Annotated in this window: 22 protein-coding genes; 14 read left to right on the forward strand and 8 right to left on the reverse strand. The window is 69.1% G+C overall.

Annotated elements, in window-relative coordinates; translation table 11 throughout:
* The first annotated feature begins 44 nt into the window (after positions 1 to 44).
* Complete coding sequence (locus KHC23_RS10500; protein WP_213372210.1) at positions 45 to 1,070, forward strand: LLM class flavin-dependent oxidoreductase; 1,026 nt, start codon at positions 45 to 47, stop codon at positions 1,068 to 1,070.
* Positions 1,071 to 1,190: 120 nt separating this feature from the next.
* Here KHC23_RS10500 and KHC23_RS10505 read toward each other — a convergent pair whose 3' ends face one another.
* The 3 genes from KHC23_RS10505 to KHC23_RS10515 form a co-directional block, all read right to left on the reverse strand.
* A complete protein-coding gene (locus tag KHC23_RS10505; protein ID WP_246544500.1) occupies positions 1,191 to 2,171 on the reverse strand; it encodes a DMT family transporter in 981 nt (326 codons plus the stop codon).
* A gap of 117 nt (positions 2,172 to 2,288) precedes the next feature.
* A complete protein-coding gene (locus KHC23_RS10510) occupies positions 2,289 to 3,467 on the reverse strand; it encodes an FAD-dependent monooxygenase (protein ID WP_213372212.1) in 1,179 nt (392 codons plus the stop codon).
* A gap of 9 nt (positions 3,468 to 3,476) precedes the next feature.
* Complete coding sequence (locus KHC23_RS10515; protein ID WP_213372214.1) at positions 3,477 to 3,725, reverse strand: zinc-finger domain-containing protein; 249 nt, start codon at positions 3,723 to 3,725, stop codon at positions 3,477 to 3,479.
* Positions 3,726 to 3,800: 75 nt separating this feature from the next.
* On the opposite strand from KHC23_RS10515, the gene KHC23_RS10520 reads away from it, so the two are divergent.
* The 7 genes from KHC23_RS10520 (at position 3,801) to KHC23_RS10550 (ending at position 8,979) form a co-directional block, all read left to right on the forward strand.
* Positions 3,801 to 4,877, forward strand: coding sequence for a hypothetical protein (locus KHC23_RS10520; RefSeq protein ID WP_246544501.1), 1,077 nt, complete (start codon positions 3,801 to 3,803; stop codon positions 4,875 to 4,877).
* A gap of 13 nt (positions 4,878 to 4,890) precedes the next feature.
* Positions 4,891 to 5,262, forward strand: coding sequence for a DUF4087 domain-containing protein (locus KHC23_RS10525; protein ID WP_213372216.1), 372 nt, complete (start codon positions 4,891 to 4,893; stop codon positions 5,260 to 5,262).
* Positions 5,263 to 5,339: 77 nt separating this feature from the next.
* Positions 5,340 to 6,092, forward strand: coding sequence for an alpha/beta fold hydrolase (locus tag KHC23_RS10530; RefSeq protein ID WP_213372218.1), 753 nt, complete (start codon positions 5,340 to 5,342; stop codon positions 6,090 to 6,092).
* A 275-nt stretch (positions 6,093 to 6,367) separates the two neighbouring features.
* Positions 6,368 to 7,228, forward strand: a complete 861-nt coding sequence (gene cysE, locus KHC23_RS10535) for a serine O-acetyltransferase (RefSeq protein ID WP_213372220.1) — start codon at positions 6,368 to 6,370, stop codon at positions 7,226 to 7,228.
* 99 nt (positions 7,229 to 7,327) lie between these two features.
* On the forward strand, positions 7,328 to 7,540 hold the full coding sequence (locus KHC23_RS10540) for a DUF3126 family protein (protein ID WP_213372222.1): 213 nt from the start codon (positions 7,328 to 7,330) through the stop codon (positions 7,538 to 7,540).
* Between the two features lie 5 nt (positions 7,541 to 7,545).
* Positions 7,546 to 8,076: a gamma carbonic anhydrase family protein gene (locus KHC23_RS10545; RefSeq protein ID WP_213372224.1), complete on the forward strand. Its 531-nt coding sequence runs from the start codon at positions 7,546 to 7,548 to the stop codon at positions 8,074 to 8,076.
* A 348-nt stretch (positions 8,077 to 8,424) separates the two neighbouring features.
* Positions 8,425 to 8,979 carry a sigma-70 family RNA polymerase sigma factor gene (locus KHC23_RS10550; RefSeq protein ID WP_213372226.1) on the forward strand — a complete coding sequence of 185 codons (555 nt, stop codon included), beginning with the start codon at positions 8,425 to 8,427 and terminating at the stop codon, positions 8,977 to 8,979.
* A 100-nt stretch (positions 8,980 to 9,079) separates the two neighbouring features.
* On the opposite strand, the gene KHC23_RS10555 is transcribed toward KHC23_RS10550, so the two are convergent.
* Positions 9,080 to 9,736, reverse strand: coding sequence for a transglutaminase-like cysteine peptidase (locus KHC23_RS10555; protein WP_213372228.1), 657 nt, complete (start codon positions 9,734 to 9,736; stop codon positions 9,080 to 9,082).
* A 273-nt stretch (positions 9,737 to 10,009) separates the two neighbouring features.
* Between KHC23_RS10555 and KHC23_RS10560 the strand changes: the two genes are divergently transcribed.
* Together KHC23_RS10560 and KHC23_RS10565 are read left to right on the forward strand one after the other, a co-directional pair.
* On the forward strand, positions 10,010 to 10,783 hold the full coding sequence (locus KHC23_RS10560; RefSeq protein ID WP_271188631.1) for a rhomboid family intramembrane serine protease: 774 nt from the start codon (positions 10,010 to 10,012) through the stop codon (positions 10,781 to 10,783).
* A gap of 179 nt (positions 10,784 to 10,962) precedes the next feature.
* Positions 10,963 to 11,394, forward strand: a complete 432-nt coding sequence (locus KHC23_RS10565) for a CBS domain-containing protein (protein ID WP_213372230.1) — start codon at positions 10,963 to 10,965, stop codon at positions 11,392 to 11,394.
* Positions 11,395 to 11,584: 190 nt separating this feature from the next.
* Here KHC23_RS10565 and hisI read toward each other — a convergent pair whose 3' ends face one another.
* Together hisI and folE are read right to left on the reverse strand one after the other, a co-directional pair.
* Positions 11,585 to 12,085, reverse strand: a complete 501-nt coding sequence (gene hisI / locus KHC23_RS10570; protein WP_213372232.1) for a phosphoribosyl-AMP cyclohydrolase — start codon at positions 12,083 to 12,085, stop codon at positions 11,585 to 11,587.
* A gap of 25 nt (positions 12,086 to 12,110) precedes the next feature.
* Positions 12,111 to 12,749 (reverse strand): GTP cyclohydrolase I FolE, encoded by a 639-nt coding sequence (gene folE / locus KHC23_RS10575; RefSeq protein WP_213372234.1) that lies wholly within the window; start codon positions 12,747 to 12,749, stop codon positions 12,111 to 12,113.
* 259 nt (positions 12,750 to 13,008) lie between these two features.
* On the opposite strand from folE, the gene KHC23_RS10580 reads away from it, so the two are divergent.
* Entirely contained in the window at positions 13,009 to 13,461 is a 453-nt protein-coding gene (locus tag KHC23_RS10580) for an iron-sulfur cluster assembly scaffold protein (RefSeq protein WP_213372236.1), read from the forward strand.
* A 93-nt stretch (positions 13,462 to 13,554) separates the two neighbouring features.
* Here KHC23_RS10580 and KHC23_RS10585 read toward each other — a convergent pair whose 3' ends face one another.
* A complete protein-coding gene (locus tag KHC23_RS10585) occupies positions 13,555 to 14,055 on the reverse strand; it encodes a hypothetical protein (protein ID WP_213372238.1) in 501 nt (166 codons plus the stop codon).
* 92 nt (positions 14,056 to 14,147) lie between these two features.
* Between KHC23_RS10585 and yidD the strand changes: the two genes are divergently transcribed.
* Complete coding sequence (gene yidD, locus KHC23_RS10590) at positions 14,148 to 14,489, forward strand: membrane protein insertion efficiency factor YidD (RefSeq protein WP_373878503.1); 342 nt, start codon at positions 14,148 to 14,150, stop codon at positions 14,487 to 14,489.
* Positions 14,490 to 14,571: 82 nt separating this feature from the next.
* Positions 14,572 to 16,572, forward strand: a complete 2,001-nt coding sequence (gene thrS, locus KHC23_RS10595) for a threonine--tRNA ligase (protein ID WP_213372240.1) — start codon at positions 14,572 to 14,574, stop codon at positions 16,570 to 16,572.
* Between the two features lie 55 nt (positions 16,573 to 16,627).
* Here the strand turns inward: thrS and KHC23_RS10600 are convergent, their stop codons facing one another.
* On the reverse strand, positions 16,628 to 16,915 hold the full coding sequence (locus KHC23_RS10600; protein WP_213373206.1) for a hypothetical protein: 288 nt from the start codon (positions 16,913 to 16,915) through the stop codon (positions 16,628 to 16,630).
* A 278-nt stretch (positions 16,916 to 17,193) separates the two neighbouring features.
* Between KHC23_RS10600 and KHC23_RS10605 the strand changes: the two genes are divergently transcribed.
* Positions 17,194 to 18,372 carry a PP2C family protein-serine/threonine phosphatase gene (locus KHC23_RS10605; protein WP_213372242.1) on the forward strand — a complete coding sequence of 393 codons (1,179 nt, stop codon included), beginning with the start codon at positions 17,194 to 17,196 and terminating at the stop codon, positions 18,370 to 18,372.
* Positions 18,373 to 18,380 lie beyond the last annotated feature (8 nt).

The raw sequence follows: 18,380 nt of genomic DNA on the forward strand, positions 1-18,380 counted from the left end.
GGATACTCCTTGGCAGTTGGTCGCGCGATGCCCACCTGACCTTCATGACCCGTCTCGCAAACGTCCCTCTCTCCGTCCTCGACCTCTCCTTCGTCGCTTCCGGCAGCAGCGGCCCCGAGGCGCTGCGCGGCACGCTCGATCTGGCGCGCCATGTCGACGCGCTCGGCTTCGCGCGCCTATGGGTGGCCGAGCATCACAATCTGGCCTCGGTCGCCTCCGGCGCGCCGGACATCATGGCGGGGCAGATCCTCGCGGTGACGGAGCGCATCCGCGTCGGCTCGGGCGGCGTGATGCTGCCGAACCATGCACCGCTGATGGTGGCGGAGCGGTTCAAGGTGCTGGAGGCGCTCTATCCCGATCGCGTCGATCTCGGTCTCGGCCGGGCGCCGGGCACCGACCAGCTCACCTCCCACGCGCTGCGGCGGCGCCAGGATGTGGACCCCGGCGACGATTTCCTCGACCGGCTGAAGGAACTGATGCTGTGGGACAGCGGCCAGTGGCCGGCCGACCACCCCTATCGCAATATCCAGGTGATGCCGGTCGACGTAAAGCTGCCGCCGCTCTGGCTGCTCGGCTCTTCCGGCTACAGCGCCCGGCTCTCGGCGCAGATCGGGGTGGGCTATGCCTATGCGCATCATTTCGCCCAGCATGACGTGCTCGACGCCATGCTGAGCTATCGCGACGCCTTTCAACCCTCGGAGCGGCTGGCGGCGCCCCACGCCATCCTCGCGCTGGCGGTCGTGTGCGCGCCGACCGACGAGGAGGCGGAATATCTCGCCGGCAGCGTCGATCTCGCCCATCTCAGGCGCGCGCGCGGCCATTACGGCCCGATCCCGACCGCGGAGGAGGCGGCCGCCTATCCCTATAGCGAGGCCGACCGCGTCTTCATCCGCCGCAACCGCGACAAGGTGCTGGTCGGCGGGCCGGGCAAGGTGGCGGAGGGGCTGGAGCGCTTCCTCGAGACCACGCTGGCGGACGAATTGATGATCACCACCGCGATTCCTGACATGGCGGCGAAGAAGCGCTCCTACACGCTGGTCAAGGCGCTGCAGGCGGCGCCGGCGGCCTGACGCAGCGTCCGAAACAGCGTTATCCCGGACGGCCGCAGGCCGATCGGAGATCGCCTGCCGATAACGGATGACGATCCCGGCTCTCCGCTGCGCTTCGGCCGGGATGACGTCTGAAAGGGGCTACCCCGGCGCCCGAGCCGGGCGGGTGACCAGCCAGATGCCGAGCGCGATCGGCACGATGCCGAGAATGTCGAGCGGCGGCACCGCTTCGCCCAGCAGCAGCCAGCCGAAGAACAGGCCGAGCGGCGGCATCAGGAAGTGCAGGCTGGAGGCCGCCGTCGCCGAGGCGCGGGTGAGTAGATAGAACCACAAACCATAGCCGCCTATGGAAACCGCGACCACCAGAAAGGCGAGGCCGCCGAAAAGGTTGGCGGTGAGGTGGATGTCGGCCGGGTTTTCGGTGGCGAGCGCGACGGGAATGAGCGCAAGCCCGCCCGCCAGGCACTGCACGGCATTGCCGCTCCACACCCCGCCGCGCGGGGCGAGATATTTGAACGCGAGCGTGCCGGCGGCCAGCGCGGTGACCCCGCCGCCGATCAGCAGCGTGCCGGCCAGGCTCTCATGCGCACCGGCGAGGCGCGAGCGCAGCACGATGACGACACCGAGAAGGCCGAGCGCGATGCCGGCCCATTTGGCCAGGCTCATCTTCTCGCCCAGCAGCGGCCCGGCGGCGAGCGCGACCAGCAGCGGCAGACAACTGGTGAGCACCGCCGTATAGGCCGAGGAGGTGAAGGTGAGCGCGGTCCAGTTCAGCCCGAGATAGACCGCGTTGTTGAGAATGCCGATGCCGATCAGCGCGAGAATGTCGCGCCGGCGGATCGGCGGCAGGTCGCGCCGGCGCGCGCCGCTGTCCCACAGCGGGGCGAGTGCCAGCATGATGGCGCCGGCCAGCAGCAGGCGCGCCGACAGCAGGATCAGCGGCGGGCAATCGGCCAGCGCCAGCTTGGCGCCGGCGAAGGCCGAGGACCACAGCACGCAGAACAGCGCCACCAGCAGCGGCAGCGGCAGGAAGGTGGCGGCGGCGCCGGTGTGCGGCGCGACCGGGCGCAGGGCGGCCAATGGCGTGGAATCCGCCAGGCCCGCCTTCGATGCGGGAGGCATCGCTCGTCTCCATGTCTCGATGCGCGCGCACCCTAGGCGAACCGAGATGGATCGGAAAACGAGATGTTTTCATGGCATCCATGAGAAAATCCGATCCTGCGCCGGTGCAGGGCGGTCTCAGGGGCGCCAGCCGTAGATCCAGCGATAGCGCTCGAGCACCGCGCTTTCCGGCTGGACGCGCATCACCAGGTCGCGGGCGAGGCGGGCCGGGCCTTTGAGGTGGTAGATGCGGTCCATGCCGCGCGCGGCGCGCTGCACCTGCGCGGTGCGGGGCAGGCGCGCGGCCTCGTAGCGGCGCAGGGCGGCGGGAATGTCGGGCGTGCTCGCCAGTTCGCGGGCCAGCACCATCGCGTCCTCGATCGCCTGCGCCGCGCCCTGGGCGAGGAAGGGCGGCATGGCATGGGCGGCGTCGCCGAGCAGCGTCACCGGGCCGGCGCCCCAGCTTGTGAGCGGGTCGAGATCGAACAGCGACCAGCGCAGCCAGCGCTCGGGGGCGTCGAGCAGCGTGCGGGCCTGCCTGCACCAGCCGCGGTAATGCGCGAGCAGTTCGTCGCGTGTCCCGGCCTCGCTCCAGCCATGGGCCTGCCGCTCGTCCGGCGTGACGGCGACCAGATTGATCGCGCGGCCGGCCTTCACGGGATAGCTGACCAGATGCGCGCCGGGGCCGAGCCAGAGCCGGGTCACCGGGTCGGCGAGGTCGGCGGGCAGGGCGTTCGCCGGGACGGTGGCGCGCCAGGCGGCGCGGTGGCGGAAGCAGGGCGTCGCTTCCGGGTGAAGCGCCGCGCGCACCACCGAGCGCAGCCCGTCGGTGCCGACCAGCGCATCGGCGTGGAGCGTCTCCTCGCCGCCGGCGTGGCGCAGGCGGAGGGCGACGCCGGCGGAATCGGCCGTGAAGCCCTCCAGCGCGTGGCCGAGCCTGAGCGTGATCGCCGGCACCTCGCGCATCGCGGCGAGCAGGGCGGCTTGCAGATCGGCGCGGTGAATGACGAGGAAGGGGCCTCCGAAGCGGGCCTCGGCCTCCGCGCCCATCGGTCCGCCGCTCAGCCGCGTACCGCGCCGCCCGTCCATCACCGCGAAGGCGTCGGGAAACACCGCGTTGGCGGCGACGCGCTCATAGACGCCGAGCGCCTCCAGGCAGCGCGTCGCGTTGGCGGCGAGCTGGACCCCGGCGCCGGCTTCTTCCAGCACCTTCGCACGCTCGACAAGCGTGACGGCAAAGCCGGCCTTGGCCAGAGCGAGGGCGGCGGTGAGCCCGCCTATGCCGGCGCCGGCGATGGCGATGCGACGCGCGGACACGCCCGCCGCTCAGGCGGCGGCCGGAATCTCGAACAGCGCGCCCGGCGGAGTCGATTCGGTGCCGTGCAGGTGGGGATCGAACTTGTAGAGGGTGGAGCAATAGGGGCAGACGATCTCGTCGTCCGAGCCCATGTCGAGGAAGACATGCGGATGGTCATAGGGCGGCAGCGCGCCGACGCACATGAATTCCTTGGCCCCGATGGAGATTTTCGGCACGCCGGCCGAATTGTGGAAATGGGGAACTACGTGGCCCGCCATGATGTTCGCCTGTCCGCGCTCGCGTTGAAATCGGCGCGACCATAACCGCTGCCGCGCCGCGGTCCAAGGGGGCGGATGCCGCGCCGGTGCGCCGCGCCCCATCGCTTCGCCATAATGGCGGGGCAGGAAGCGGTAATCGCGCCCGATGTTTCCTATATTCTCGCCATGTATCGCTTCTTCGCCGCCTTCGGCTTCCTTCTCGCCTTCGCCGGTGCCGCCCATTGGGTGGTGCCGGCGGGGCGGCAGGCGTTCGCGCTGATCTCGGCGCGGGACGATGCGGCGCGGCTCGCCGATCTCCAGCTCGACGGCGTGCTGACCGAGGTGCGGACGGCGTCGGAAATCGACGCCGCGCTGGCGGAGAATGACGGCGAGCTGGCGACGAGCTTCATCGAGCTGGCCGACGCGCGCGGTGTGAAGGTGACGGCGGAGCGCCGCGCCCGCGTCGCACTGGCCAATGCGCCGGGGGCAAGCCTCGCGCGCGGGGCGGGCCGCTTCGGCCAGGGGTTCCTGACCGGGCAGGGCGAGGACCTCGCCGGCCTCGCCGGGGCCACGATGGGCGACCTCACCGTGTGGGGCGACGTGCGCGACCTCGGCCGCGAGGCGGTGCACTGGGCGCGCGGCGAGCCGGTGGACCGGTTCATGGTGAACCTCGCCGGCATCGGCATCGTGGCGACCGGGGCGACCTATGCCGCCTTCGGCGCGCCGCTGACGCTGCGGGCGGGCATTTCCGTGCTCAAGGGCGCCAGGCGGGCCGGGGTGGTCGGCGGGCGCTTCGCCGGCACTATCGCGGCGGCGATGCGTGGCGGCTCAAAGGCGCAGTTCGCCGCGCTGGCGGGCGATCTCGGCACGGCGGGATCGAAGGCGGGAACGCGCGCCACCTTCGCCGGTCTGCGCCATGTCGACGATGCGGCGGGCGCGGCGCGGCTGCGGGTGCTGGCGCAGGCCAAGGGCGGCAAGACGCTGGCGGTGGTGAAGACGCTGGGGCGCGGCGCGTTGTTCCTTACCGAGGCGCTCTCCAGGCTCGCCTTCTGGGTCATGGCGGGCGTGCTGAACCTGTTGGGCCTGATCGCCTCGTTCAATTCCATGGTGGTGGCGATGCTGCGCCCGATGTGGAAGAAAAAGCGTCGCTGGCCACTTGCCCTGCCGGCGTAAAGAGCCGGAGGCGATGATGCGCCGATCCTTCCTGACATTGCTTGGCCTCGCCGTGGTGTCGCTGGCGGCCTTGCCGGCCGGCGCGGCGGAGAATCGCTGCGGCTGGTATGTGAACCCGACGCCCGGCAACTGGTATCTCTCCGACCGCGACGGCGACTGGTGGATGCGCTCTCAGGGCGGCATGGAGGCCGAGGGCTTCGAAAACGCGCCCGATTTCGACACCCGGCAATATGTGAAGCTGCAGCCCAATGGTTACGGCTATGGCTGCGCGTGCCTGAGCGTCGACACCGACAAGGCGAAAATGAACATCTCCCGCATCTATTCCGGCACCATCCTGCCGCTGTCGCGCTGCCGCAACGACAAGGCGCTGGACAAGCCGGACTAGGATGGCGCCTGCGGGAGGCGGGTTGGCAGCGGCGGCCTGGCTGATTAGCGTGCCGTTTCCCCCGGACGGAGCGCTCCATGCCGACCTTCAGCCACGACGGAATCGACATCGCCTATCTCGATGAGGGAGAGGGCGAGCCCATCGTGCTGGTGCACGGCTTCGGTTCGAACAAGGAGATCAACTGGGTCGGGCCGGGCTGGGTGTCGACGCTGACCGGCGCCGGGCGGCGGGTGATCGCGCTCGACAATCGCGGCCACGGCGCCTCCGCCAAGCTCTACCAGAGCGAACTCTACGACCCGTGGCTGATGGCGCGCGACGTGCTCGCGCTGCTGGACCATCTCGGCCTGAAGCGTGCCGACCTGATGGGCTATTCGATGGGCGGGCGGATCAGCGCCTGCGCAACGCTGACCGCGCCGGAGCGGGTGCGCTCGCTCGTTCTCGGCGGCATCGGCATCCATCTTATCGCCGGCGCCGGCCTGCCGATCACCATCGCCGATGCGCTGCGCGCACCGAGCCTCGACGAGGTGAGCGACCCGATGGGCCGCCTGTTCCGCGCCTTCGCCGACCAGACGAAGAGCGACCGCGAGGCGCTGGCCGCCTGCATCGTCGGCTCGCGCCGCACGCTGAGCCGCGACGAGGTGGCGCGCATTGCCGTGCCGACGCTGATCGCGGTGGGCACGCGCGACGAGGTGGCGGGGGCGCCCGGCCCGCTCGCCGAACTGATCCCCGGTGCGCGGGCGATCGACATTCCCGACCGCGACCACATGCGCGCGGTGGGCGACAAGGTGTTCAAGGAGGCGGTGCTGGCCTTCCTCGCCGAGCCGCGCTGAGGCGGCGGTGGGCATCTGTGCCCCAGTGGCTTGTTCGCATTTCGATTCAACCGGGCCGGAAAGATGAGTCAACGGAATCGGTTGCCGGGCGTTGTTCGCAGGAGGATTCATGCGCGGCTCACATTTCGATTCAACGGCGCGCGCCGTTGGTGGCGAGGGGCGTTCCTGCATTCCTGCAATGGCGGCGGCGTAGGCCGTCGCGGAGGCCTGTGCTAGGCTCGGGCCAACTCGGTACATCCGGCTGGCGCCCGCGGGCGAACGGCGAGGGTAGAAAAATGGCTGTGAATACTCTTCAGCGCGTCGAGGCGCCGCGCGCGCTCGACAAGGTCGATCCGGTCTGGGCGCGGGTGCGCGCCGAGGCGGAGACGATCACCCAGCGCGAGCCGGCGCTGGCCAGCTTCGTGTTCTCCACCGTGCTCTACCATACCTCGCTGGAGCGGGCGGTGGCGCACCGCATCGCCCAGCGGCTCGACCATGGCGACGTGCCGGCGGACATCATCCGCCAGGCCTTCGAGGAGGCGGTGGCGGACGACCCGCAGATCGGTGTCGCCATCCGCGCCGACATCGTCGCCGTTCTCGACCGCGACCCGGCGACCGACCGGGCGATCCAGCCGCTGCTCTATTACAAGGGCTTCCACGCCATCCAGACCCACCGCCTGGCGCACTGGCTGTGGAAGCATGGCCGCACCGATTTCGCGCTCTACCTGCAAAGCCGCTCCTCGGCGGTGAACCAGGTCGACATCAACCCGGCAGCGCCTTTCGGGCGCGGCATCTTCTTCGACCACGCCACCGGCATCGTGGTGGGCGAGACGGCGGTCATCGAGGACAATGTCTCGGTGCTGCAGGGGGTGACGCTGGGCGGCACCGGCAAGGAGCATGGCGACCGCCACCCGAAGATCCGCCATGGCGTGCTGCTCGGCGCCGGCGCAAAGGTGCTCGGCAATATCGAGGTCGGCCATTGCGCCCGCGTCGCCGCCGGCTCGGTGGTGCTCAAGCCGGTGCCGGCCCGCACCACGGTGGCCGGGGTGCCGGCCAAGGTGGTGGGCGAGGCCGGCTGTGCCGAGCCCTCGCGCAGTATGGACCAGATGTTCGACCAGTACGCCGACATGCCCTCCTTCCTCGGCGAGGCGATCTGAGCCCCGTTGTGTGAACAGCCGATTGTGCCGGCGCCGGTTGCGCCGGCCGGCGCGTCGTGGCAAGCCTGCGGCCCGATCAAACCTTCTGGGAGCACGGACTTGGAAAAGAAGGACCTGGAACGCGTCCAGACCTATATGCGGCGCCTGTTCACCAACACGCAGCTGCGCGTCGTCGCGCGCCCTAAGAAGAAGGATTCGGCCGAGGTCTATCTCGGCGACGAGTTCATCGGCGTCCTGTTCGAGGACAAGGAGGATGGCGACCTCTCCTATAATTTCCAGATGGCCATTCTCGACACCGATCTCGAGGACTGAGGGCGATGCCCGTCTATGCGCTCGACGGGGTGGCGCCGGAATTGCCGGCGCTCGGCCGCTTCTGGATCGCCCCCACCGCCGAGGTGATCGGCAATGTGCTGGTCGGCGACGAGGCGAGCGTGTGGTTCGGCTCGGTCATACGCGGCGACAATGAGCGCATCACGCTGGGCGCCCGGGTGAACATCCAGGAACTGTGCGTGCTGCACACCGATCCCGGCTTCCCGATGACCATCGGCGACGATTGCACCATCGGCCACAAGGCGATGCTGCACGGCTGCACCATCGGCGCCAACAGCCTGATCGGCATGGGCGCGACCATTCTCAACGGGGCCAAGATCGGCCGCAACTGCCTGGTCGGCGCCGGCGCGCTGGTGACCGAAGGCAAGGAATATCCCGACAATTCGCTGATCGTCGGCGCGCCGGGCAAGGTGATCCGCACCCTCGACGCGGCGATGGAGCAGCGCATCCACGGCACCGCCGCGCATTATGTGCGCAACTGGCGGCGTTTCGCCGAAGCGCTGAAGCGGGTCGACTGAGGCGACGGCGGGACCGTGTGCGCCCCGGGACGGGCTTGAACACCGTCGGGCCGCGTCGGGATGGGGCGCCGCGCGGGCGGCGCGAGGATATTCAAACAGCGTGAACATGGCGCTCATGGCCATTCTGGCCTTCGCCCATGCCTTCGAGCAGGCGACGCTGCTGCGACGGTCTGCGGCCCTGCCCGTTTGACTGCGGCCCTTGCCAAAACGCCCGGTCCCAAGGCAATCGGCTTGCGGACATGCCGGAGAACGGCGTTCGTCATGCTATCGCCGCAACCCTTCCGGAGATATAGATCGAACATTATAAAACGGCCCGATTGAAGCCGGCGGAGCGGGTACGAGGCGTATGTGACACAGGCGGATCGCGAGAGTGAATGGGCCGCTGACATGCGCGCCGCACGATCGGGCGATGCCGATGCGTATGGCCGGTTTCTCCAGTCGGTGACGCCGCATCTGCGTGCCATGGCCCGGCGGAATTGCGCCCAATACGGGGCCCCCCTCGGCGATGCCGAGGACGTGGTTCAGGAAGCCTTGCTGGCGATCCATCTGAAGCGCCGGACATGGGACCCCGCCCGGCCCATCACGCCATGGATTTCGGTCATCGTCCGCAACAAGCTGATCGACATGCTGCGCCGGTCGGTTCGGTTGACCGTGCCCATCGACGATCTCGCCGAAGTGCTCGCGGCCGAGGAGCCGGCCGACGATTCACCCGCCGTCCATATCGGGAGCCTGATGGGCAGGCTGAAGGAGCGCCAGCGCGCCGTCGTTCAGGCCGTCAGCATCGAAGGCTGCACGACCCGGGAAGCCGCCGCCCGTTTGCGCATGAGCGAGACGGGCGTTCGCGTGACGCTGCACAGGGCATTGAAAGCCCTTGCGGCGCTTCATCAGGCGAACCCGGGATGAACGGCAGATCCCCTTGCCGTTTGCGCCCGGCTGCTTTCTTGCGGCCGCCGGTTGCGGCGCCATTCGGGCCGCTCCTGGGGCCGCCCGAATGGCGCAAAGCTCAGTTCCGGCCGACCGAATAGGGCGCCAGCACATCGCCGAGCGAGACCCAGTTGTCGGTGTCGTCCTGCGCCTGCCGCTTGACGAAGCGATAGCCGGTCTCGTGCCACAGCACGATCGCGGCCTCCTGGTTGTCGAGCACCAGGTCGCCGCGATCGGTGACGACGGTGAGGACGGCGTGGCCGTCGCCCTTGCGGTCGCGCACCACGGTCACCAGCAGCGTGTCGGCCGGCCAGCCGAGCCCGATCAGCGTGCGGCGCTTGAGCAGCACATAGTCCTCGCAATCGCCATAGCCGTCATCGGGATAGGTCCAGCGCTCGATCTCGCCATAGTGGTCGAGGTCGGTCATCGGCTCGATACGGCGATTGATGTCGTCATTGACCTGGTGCAACTGGGCGAAATCGGCCTCGGTGAGCGCCACCTTGCCGCCCCGCCCGGTGTGCATGCCGCAATCGGCCGGGTTCTGCGTGCAGAACTGGAAATAGCCCATCGGCACGGTGGTGTGCGCGCCGACCGCCATGTTGGCGGCGAAGCTGGAGAGCATCGCCACCGTCCTTTCCGCGCGGGCGGGCGCGGCCTGTGTCAGCACCGCCGCGAGGGTTGCCGCAACAACCGCTTTGCCCGCCGCGAGAAGGGCCCATTCGAGCCTCTTTTTCATCGCGTACCTCATCCCTGTCACTGGATGAGAGCTTAGCGGAGAGGATTTTATACGCGTCTAAGCGATGCCGTAGATTCGTAACAACGCTGGACAGGGAATGTTAATATGTCTTTTTGTTGGTGTTAACCACGACAATAGGCAAACTGTTCATCACGCTGTTTAAGCCGACCGCAACCGTCTCCGGCGTCGCGCGGGGAGGGCGCGCGGGCGTTCACGCCAAGATGCACGCCGGTATGCCTTGCCGCCGCGCGCCGGGCGGCCTATGTGATCGACGTGCTCGAACCGCCCCGCCTTGCCGCCCACAGACGCGAACCGATGCTCAACGTGCCGCCGGTGATTACCGTGCTGGCGGCGGCGATGCTGCTTATCCAGCTGGTGCGCGACTGGGTCGACGTCGAGACCGGCATCGAGATCCTGGCGCTGTTCGCCTTCATCCCCGCCCGCTTCGACCCCTCCGTGCTGGCCGACGGCGTGCTGCCGGGCGGGACGGCGGCGGATGCGTGGACCTTCGTGACCTATGCCTTCCTGCATGGCGGCTGGACCCATGTCGGGCTGAACCTGTTGTGGATGCTCGCCTTCGGCACGCCGGTGGCGCGCCGCTTCGGCGCCGTGCGCTTCCTGCTGTTCTTCGCCGTGACGGCGGCAGCGGGGGCGGGGCTTCACCTCGTCACCCATGAGGGCGAGCTGGTGCCGATGATCGGCGCCTCGGCGGCGGTGTCGGGCTGCATGGCGGGCGCGCTGCGCTTCATGTTCGCGCATGAGGGCCGCGGCGCTTGGCGGCCGGGCATGATGGAGAGCGCGGTGCACTTTCCCGCGCCGCCGCTGACCCGGGTGATGCGCGACCGGCGGGTGATCGGCTTCGTGGCGGTGTGGTTCATCATCAACCTCGCCTTCGGCGTCGGCGCGCCGGCCGGCATCGTCGACGGCAGCGTCGCCTGGCAGGCGCATATTGGCGGCTTCCTGGTCGGCCTGCTGCTGTTCCCGCTGTTCGATCCGATCCGCGGCCGCCCCGATGGCGATTACTACTCCCCGCCGACCCGGCACTGACGCGGCGGAGCCCGTCTGCCTGCGAACCACTCGCCTGCCGCCGAACCACTTGCCTGCCGCTGCGTTAAAGCGGATCATCCCGACGATGGCTCGCCCGTTTTCGACGGGAAGAAGCCGAATGAGCGGGCGGCGGACCGGAGCGTGCTCCGTCGTCCCGCGGATCCGGGAAGGAGGCTTGCATGACGGTTCGGACCATTCTTGAGGAAAAGGGCTTCGAGGTGCAGACGATCGCGCCCGAGGCAACGCTGCGCGAGGCGACGGAACTGCTGGCCGCCAAGCGCATCGGCGCGGTCGTGGTGACCGATCCCGAACGCCGCGTGGTCGGCATCCTGTCGGAACGCGACGTGGTGCGCGTGATCGGTCTCGACGGGCCCAGCCGGTTCGACGACAGCGTCGCCTCGGTGATGACCACGCGTGTGGTGACCTGCGACGGCAACGAGACCGTCCATCAGATCATGGAGCATATGACCGGTGGGCGCTTCCGGCACCTTCCGGTGGTGCAGGGCGGCAAGCTGGTCGGCATCATCTCCATCGGCGACGTGGTGAAGGAGCGCCTCGCCGAGATGGAGCGCGAGAGCCACGCCATGCGCGAATACATCATGTCGGCGTAGGCCGCGCGCGCCTGCGACATGGCCGGGCCGGGCGACCTGCCGGGCGACCTGGCGACGCGCTTCGGCACGATGGGCAAAGCGTGGATCCCCGGGTGACGCCCGGGGATGACGGCGCGAGGGCGGGAACCCGCCGTCGCGCTCGTCCGCAGGTCGATCCCGGATCGCGTCCCGCGCGGCTGCCGGGCCGGCTCTAGAAGCGCGGCGCGTCGGTCTTCTTCGGCGTGCCGTACACGGCCGCCGGGTCGAACAGACGGCCTTCATCGTTGACGGCGAGCTTCAGCTCGGGCGTCGGCGCGGCACCGAGCGGCACCGAGCGGAAGAAGCAGGAGCGGTGCCCGGTGTGGCAGGCGGCGCCGGGCACACCGGGGCCGAGGCTCGGCATGCGCACCCGCAGCACCACGGCGTCCTGGTCACAGTCGACCCGCAGCTCGACCAGCGTCTGGAACTGGCCGCTCTCCTCGCCCTTCTTCCACAGCTTGCCGCGCGAGCGGCTGAAATAATGCGCGACGCCGGTCTCGATGGTCAGCGCCAGCGCCCGGGCGTCCATATGCGCGACCATCAGCACGGTGCCGTCATCGGCATCGACGGTGACGGCGGTGACGAGGCCATCGGCATCGAATTTCGGGGAGAGGCGCTCGCCCTCCTCGATCTCGGCGGTGCTGCCACGCGGGGCGAAGGATGTGTGGGTCACGGGAGCCTGCGGAAGCGCGGCGCGCTCACGAACGCACGCCGCGCAGCAGGCTCATGAAGCGAACCTGCTCCTGCGGGTCGTCGCGGAACACGCCGGTGAACTGGGTGGTGACGGTGGAGGCGCCCTGCTTGCGCACGCCGCGCATGGCCATGCACATGTGCTCGGCCTCGATCAGCACGGCGACGCCGCGCGGCTTCAGAATCTCGTCGATCACGGTAATGATCTGCGAGGTCAGGTGCTCCTGGGTCTGTAGCCGGCGCGCATAAATGTCGACGATGCGGGCGATCTTGGACAGGCCGACCACGCGCTCGACCGGGAAATAGGCGATGTGCGCCTTGCCGACGAAAGGCACCATGTGGTGTTCGCAATGCGAGTGAAACTCGATGTCGCGCACCACCACCATGTCGTCGAAATTGCCGATCTCGCCGAAGGTGCGGTCGAGAATGGCTTCCGGCCCGGCGCGGTACCCGCTGTACAGTTCCTCATAGGCCCGCGCCACGCGCTTGGGCGTGTCGAGCAGCCCCTCGCGCGCGGGATCGTCACCCGCCCAGGCGATCAGGGTGCGTACGGCGGCCTCCGCCTCCTCGCGCGAGGGGCGGCGCGCGGCAGACGCCTCCATCTCGCTCTGGGCGCTGCGCATCAACGACTTAAGCACGGCATCCATGACGAACTCCGTTCGACGGCGCGCCTCTTCAACGGCGCCGAAGTGTCCCTGTTCCGTCTCGTCATACGTGCCGCCACTCGCCACGGATCAGCCACGCATCCAGACCATAGCCACCGAGCGGGCGCGCCGGAAGGGACTTCCCGGCTGTTGCTTTCGCTTGGCGGCCACCGCACCTATATAAGCCAGAGCGGCCGGGCTGCAATGCGGGCGATGGCTGCCTTTGCGCGGATGAACGGCTCCGACGGACGGACGATCTGGCATGCTCAACGATGTTTATAACCGCCGCATACTTGAACTTGCCGCCGACATACCGCGGCTCGGCCGGCTTGCCGCGCCCGATGCCTCGGCAACGGCGCATTCCAAGCTTTGCGGCTCTACCGTGACCATCGACCTGGCGCTGCGCGACGGGGTGGTGGCGGATTTCGCCCATGAGGTGCGGGCCTGCGCGCTCGGGCAGGCCTCCTCCTCGGTGATGGGCGCGCTGATCGTCGGCTCGACGCCGGCCGAGCTGCGCGCGGTGCGCGAGGCGATGCGCCGCATGCTGAAGGAGAACGGCCCGCCGCCGGACGGACGCTGGGCCGAACTCGCCGTGCTGGAGCCGGTGCGCGACTACAAGGCGCGCCACGCCTCGACCCTGCTCACCTTCGACGCCGTGGTCGACGCGCTCGACCAGATCGCGGCGCGCGATGCCGCCCGCGAGGCGGCGGAGTAGGGGCCTTTCCGCCGGCCGCATCCCGGCCGAAGCGGGTCGGCCTGCCGCGGTCCGGGATGACGGGCGTTGCGGCGAGTTCACTGCCGTGAGGGCTCAGCGTTCGGTGAAGAAGGTAAACAGCACCTCGCCCTTGGCGTCGGTGAGGCAAAGAAAACGGTTCGCCGTGTCGGAGCGGTCGCGTTGGATATAGGCCTCGCCCATGATGACGCCCTTCACCTCGGTGTCGCCGAGCTTGCCCTCGGCCTGCGCGATGGTGAGTCCGTCAATGTCGATATAGATGTCCTCGATCGAGGGCGACGCCTGCTTGAGATTCTTCAGCGCGTCCGCCTTGCAGGCGGCGACGCGCTGCATGTCCGGGTCGACCTCGGGCGAGGTGGCGGCGGAAGGCGCCGGCTGGGTGCCGCCGGCCGGGCCGGGCGAGACATGCCCCGCTGCCGGCGGTTGCTGAGCGGGCGGGTCCTCGGCGGGCGGCAACTGCGCGGGCACCTGTTGCACCGGCACCTGTGGCGCGGGCGGTTGCTGGGCGAATGCGGGGCCAGCCATGAGGAGACCGCCCGCCAGCGCCGCCATCGTCCAGAACCCTGTTGCCGTCATCACGCTCTCCCCGGGTGCCGACCGGCATCTTCGCCGGTCCTCCATCGGGGCAACGCGGCGGAGTCGCGCCGGTTCCCGGTTAGGGTCGCGCCATGAGCGCGCCGCGTCCCGCAATCAGCGTCGCGGCGCTGGTGGCCCGGCTGCCGCGGCTGATGCTGCGGGCGCCGATCCTGGTCTACCGCTACAGCTTCTCCGCCTTCATGGGCCGGCAGTGCCGCTATCTCCCGACCTGCTCGGAATTCGCCGAGGAGGCGATCGAGACCCATGGCGCCTGGGCGGGCGGCTGGATGGCGGCGGGGCGCATCTGCCGCTGCCATCCCTGGGGCGGGTCGGGCTTCGAGCCGGTGCCGGCGCAATTGCCGCCAAAAGCGGCGTGGTATATGCCGTGGCGCTACGCACGGCCCCCCGGGAGCGGGACGCCGGGCGACGATTGACCGAGACCCATGAAGACCGAATACGTGTGAAGACCAACACGCCTACCTGCGTGGTTCGCAGGAGTGGGCAGGAGAAAAACCGATGTCCGAGAATCTCGTGGCGCAGAACGTCGCCGGCGCGCCGGCAACTGTGAACCTCACCTTTCCCGATGGCGCCGTCCGAGCCTATGCCTCCGGCACCACCGGCACCGAGGTCGCCGCCTCCATCGCCAAATCGCTGACCAAGAAGTCGCTGGCGATGAAGCTCGACGGGGTGCTGAGCGACCTTTCCGATCCCATCACGTCAGACGCGAAGTTCGAGATCGTCACCCGCGAGAGCCCCGAGGCGCTCGAACTCATCCGCCACGACGCCGCCCATGTGCTGGCGGAAGCGGTGCAGACGCTGTGGCCGGGCACCCAGGTGACCATCGGCCCGGTGATCGAGAACGGCTTCTATTACGACTTCTTCCGCAACGAGCCGTTCACCCCGGACGATTTCACCGCCATCGAGAAGAAGATGCGCGAGATCATCGCCCGCGACGCGCCCTTCACCAAGGAGGTGTGGGACCGCGAGACGACCAAGCGCGTGTTCGCCGAGAAGGGCGAGGCGTTCAAGGTCGAGCTGGTGGACGCCATCCCCGCCGACCAGATGATCCGCATCTACAAGCAGGGCGAGTGGTTCGACCTCTGCCGCGGCCCGCACATGCCGAGCGTCGGCAAGGTGGGCGACGCCTTCAAGCTGATGAAGGTGGCCGGCGCCTATTGGCGCGGCGACAGCAACAACCAGATGCTGACCCGCATCTACGGCACGGCATGGCGCACCCGCGAGGAACTCGACGCCTATCTCCACCAGCTGGAGGAAGCGGAGAAGCGCGACCACCGCCGGCTCGGCCGCGAGATGAACCTGTTCCACTTCCAGGAGGAGGGGCCGGGCGTCGTGTTCTGGCACCCGAAGGGCTGGAACCTGTTCCAGAACCTCGTCGCCTATATGCGCCGGCGCCTCGCCGCCGACTATGCCGAGGTCAACGCCCCGCAGGTGCTCGACAAGTCGCTGTGGGAGACCTCGGGCCATTGGGGCTGGTACAAGGACAACATGTTCAAGGTGCAGCCGGCCGGCGACACCGAGGACAATGACCGCGTCTATGCGCTCAAGCCGATGAACTGCCCCGGCCATGTGCAGATCTTCAAGCACGGGCTCAAGAGCTACCGCGACCTGCCCATGCGCCTCGCCGAATTCGGCAATGTGCACCGCTACGAGCCCTCGGGCGCGTTGCACGGGCTGATGCGGGTGCGCGGCTTCACCCAGGACGACGCCCACATCTTCTGCACCGAGGAGCAGATGGCGGCGGAGTGCCTGAAGATCAACGAGCTGATCCTCTCCACCTACGCCGATTTCGGCTTCGAGGAGATCGTGGTCAAGCTCTCCACCCGCCCCGACAAGCGGGTCGGCTCGGACGCGGTGTGGGACCACGCCGAGGAGGTGATGGGCCGGGTGCTGATCCAGATCGAGGCCGAATCCGGCGGCAAGATCAAGACCGGCATATTGCCGGGCGAGGGGGCGTTCTACGGACCCAAGTTCGAGTACACGCTGCGCGACGCGATCGGCCGCGAATGGCAGTGCGGCACCACGCAGGTCGACTTCAACCTGCCGGAGCGCTTCGGCGCCTTCTATGTCGACGCCGATGGCGGCAAGAAGACGCCGGTGATGATCCACCGCGCCATCTGCGGCTCGATGGAGCGCTTCACCGGCATTCTGATCGAGCACCATGCCGGCCATTTCCCGCTCTGGCTGGCGCCGGTGCAGGCGGTGGTGGCGACCATCACCTCCGAGGGCGACGACTACGCGCAGGAGATCGTCGCGGCGGCGAGGAAGATGGGGCTGCGCGTCGAGCAGGACCTGCGCAACGAAAAGATCAACTACAAGGTGCGCGAGCACTCGCTGGCCAAGGTGCCGGCGCTGATCGTGGTCGGGCGCAAGGAAGCGACTGACCGCACTGTCTCGATCCGCCGGCTCGGCTCGCCCAACCAGACCACGCTGACGCTGGACGAGGCGCTGGCGGCGCTGGTGGCGGAAGCGAGCCCGCCGGACACGCTGCGGGATTGAGCGGGCGCGCGGCTTCCTCTGCCTGCCGAAGGAGAGGAGGCCGTCGGGCTGATGCCTATTTGTCCGGCGTCTCGGCCGGGCGCACCGGAGGCGGAATGGGCGGTGGCGGGTAGGGCTCGGTCTCGCGCCGCAGGCTGGGGTTCGAGGTGGCGCCGGGCACGTTGAGCCGGCGCTGCTGGGGCGTCCAGTAGGACGGGCCCTGCATCAGGTTCTGGCTGTTGGGCCGGACCGAATCGCGTCGCTGGGGCATGGTGGGATTGGGCCTCGTGGTAACCTGGGCCATGGCGGCGGTGGCCGCAACGACCGTTGCCGCCGCCAGAAGAACCGCCGGGAATGTCTTCATCACTGAACGTCGCGCCTCCCGTCCCTCTATGTAGGGCACCGGGGCGCGCGCCGCCATGCCCGGCTCGCGCTTCGCTTCCGCCCCCCGCTCGCGTCACATGCCGGCCGCCGCGCCGCCCTACCGCGATAGGGGGCGCCGCCGGCGAAGGCGAAGTTGCGATTTTTGTCGCGTGCGGCCGTGCCCGGCGGCGTTGCTAAGGGGGGGCATTGTGTGGATAGTCCGCGCTTGCCCGCGTCGGGGCCGGTGTCGAGAAGCTGAGAGACGGTGGAAGCGGGATCATGACGGACCAGAACGCGTCGATTCTGGTGGTCGACGATGTCGCCGAAAACCGGGACCTGCTGATGCGCCGGCTGAAGCGGCTCGGCTTCACCCATATCGACGAGGCCGCCAACGGCATCGAGGCGCTCGCCGCCATCGACCAGAAGCCCTACGACCTCGTGCTGCTCGACATCATGATGCCGGAGTTGGACGGCTTCGGCGTGCTCGACCGGCTGCGCGCCGACGGGCGCATCAACGAGTTGCCGGTGATCGTCGTCTCCGCGCTCAACGAGATCGAGCCGGTGGTGCGCTGCATCGAGCTGGGCGCCGACGATTTCATCTTCAAGCCGTTCAACCCGACCCTGCTGCGCGCCCGCGTGCTCGCCACGCTGGAGAAGAAGGGGCTGCGCGACCGCACCCGCGACGAGCTGAAACGCAAGCAGGCGGAACTCACCGAGGCGCGCACGCTGCAATTGGCGCTTGTGCCGCCCCCCTTCGCCGGGGCCTTTGGCGGGCGGCAACTGACCATCGACGTGCTGCTGGAGCCGGCAAAGGAGGTGGGCGGCGACCTCGTCGACTACTTCCCCGTCGGCGATTCGAAGATGGTGGCGGTGATCGGCGACGTCTCCGACAAGGGCGCCGGCGCGGCGCTGATGATGGCCCGCACCCATTCCATGTTCCGCTCGCTCGGCACCCGCCCGGACGCGGCCGAACTGTTTTCCGACCCGGCGCGCGCGGTCGGGCTGGTGAACGACGCGCTGGCGCGCGGCAACGGCTCCTGCATGTTCGTGACGCTGCTGCTGGCGGTGCTCGATGTGCCGGCCGGCACGCTCGCCTATGTGCGCGCCGGCCATGTGCCGCCCTATCTGCGCGCGGTCGACGGCACGGTGTCGCGGCTCACCGCCGCCGGTGGACCGGCGCTCGGCGTGGTGGAGGAGTTCGTCTTCCGCGCCGCGACGGTGACGATGGCGGCCGGCGAGGGGCTGCTGGTGGTGACCGACGGGCTGACCGAGGCGCACGACCATGCCGGCGATCTCTATGGCGAGGCGCGGGTGGGCGATTTTCTCGCCGCGCTCGGCACGGAGAGCGCGCCGCTGCCGCGCCTCGCGGCGGGGGTGCGGGCGTTCGAGGCGGGCCTGCCGGCCTTCGACGACATGGCGGCGCTGCTGCTGACGCTGGACCCGCCCGGCGCGGGCTGAGGGGACGA

Origin of the sequence: Ancylobacter dichloromethanicus, assembly GCF_018390645.1 — a bacterium.
In the GTDB taxonomy this organism is placed as follows: domain Bacteria; phylum Pseudomonadota; class Alphaproteobacteria; order Rhizobiales; family Xanthobacteraceae; genus Ancylobacter; species Ancylobacter dichloromethanicus.

Coding starts and splice junctions, on each gene's coding strand:
- KHC23_RS10515 (WP_213372214.1), bottom strand. CDS start 3,725: ATGGCGGGCCACGTAGTTCCCCATTTCCACAATTCGGCCGGCGTGCCG.
- KHC23_RS10600 (WP_213373206.1), bottom strand. CDS start 16,915: ATGAAGACATTCCCGGCGGTTCTTCTGGCGGCGGCAACGGTCGTTGCG.
- folE (WP_213372234.1), bottom strand. CDS start 12,749: ATGGATGCCGTGCTTAAGTCGTTGATGCGCAGCGCCCAGAGCGAGATG.
- KHC23_RS10530 (WP_213372218.1), top strand. CDS start 5,340: ATGCCGACCTTCAGCCACGACGGAATCGACATCGCCTATCTCGATGAG.
- KHC23_RS10565 (WP_213372230.1), top strand. CDS start 10,963: ATGACGGTTCGGACCATTCTTGAGGAAAAGGGCTTCGAGGTGCAGACG.
- yidD (WP_373878503.1), top strand. CDS start 14,148: ATGAGCGCGCCGCGTCCCGCAATCAGCGTCGCGGCGCTGGTGGCCCGG.
- KHC23_RS10580 (WP_213372236.1), top strand. CDS start 13,009: ATGCTCAACGATGTTTATAACCGCCGCATACTTGAACTTGCCGCCGAC.
- thrS (WP_213372240.1), top strand. CDS start 14,572: ATGTCCGAGAATCTCGTGGCGCAGAACGTCGCCGGCGCGCCGGCAACT.
- KHC23_RS10585 (WP_213372238.1), bottom strand. CDS start 14,055: ATGACGGCAACAGGGTTCTGGACGATGGCGGCGCTGGCGGGCGGTCTC.
- KHC23_RS10500 (WP_213372210.1), top strand. CDS start 45: ATGACCCGTCTCGCAAACGTCCCTCTCTCCGTCCTCGACCTCTCCTTC.
- KHC23_RS10525 (WP_213372216.1), top strand. CDS start 4,891: ATGATGCGCCGATCCTTCCTGACATTGCTTGGCCTCGCCGTGGTGTCG.
- KHC23_RS10505 (WP_246544500.1), bottom strand. CDS start 2,171: ATGCCTCCCGCATCGAAGGCGGGCCTGGCGGATTCCACGCCATTGGCC.
- KHC23_RS10520 (WP_246544501.1), top strand. CDS start 3,801: ATGCCGCGCCGGTGCGCCGCGCCCCATCGCTTCGCCATAATGGCGGGG.
- KHC23_RS10555 (WP_213372228.1), bottom strand. CDS start 9,736: ATGAAAAAGAGGCTCGAATGGGCCCTTCTCGCGGCGGGCAAAGCGGTT.
- KHC23_RS10605 (WP_213372242.1), top strand. CDS start 17,194: ATGACGGACCAGAACGCGTCGATTCTGGTGGTCGACGATGTCGCCGAA.
- cysE (WP_213372220.1), top strand. CDS start 6,368: ATGGCTGTGAATACTCTTCAGCGCGTCGAGGCGCCGCGCGCGCTCGAC.
- KHC23_RS10545 (WP_213372224.1), top strand. CDS start 7,546: ATGCCCGTCTATGCGCTCGACGGGGTGGCGCCGGAATTGCCGGCGCTC.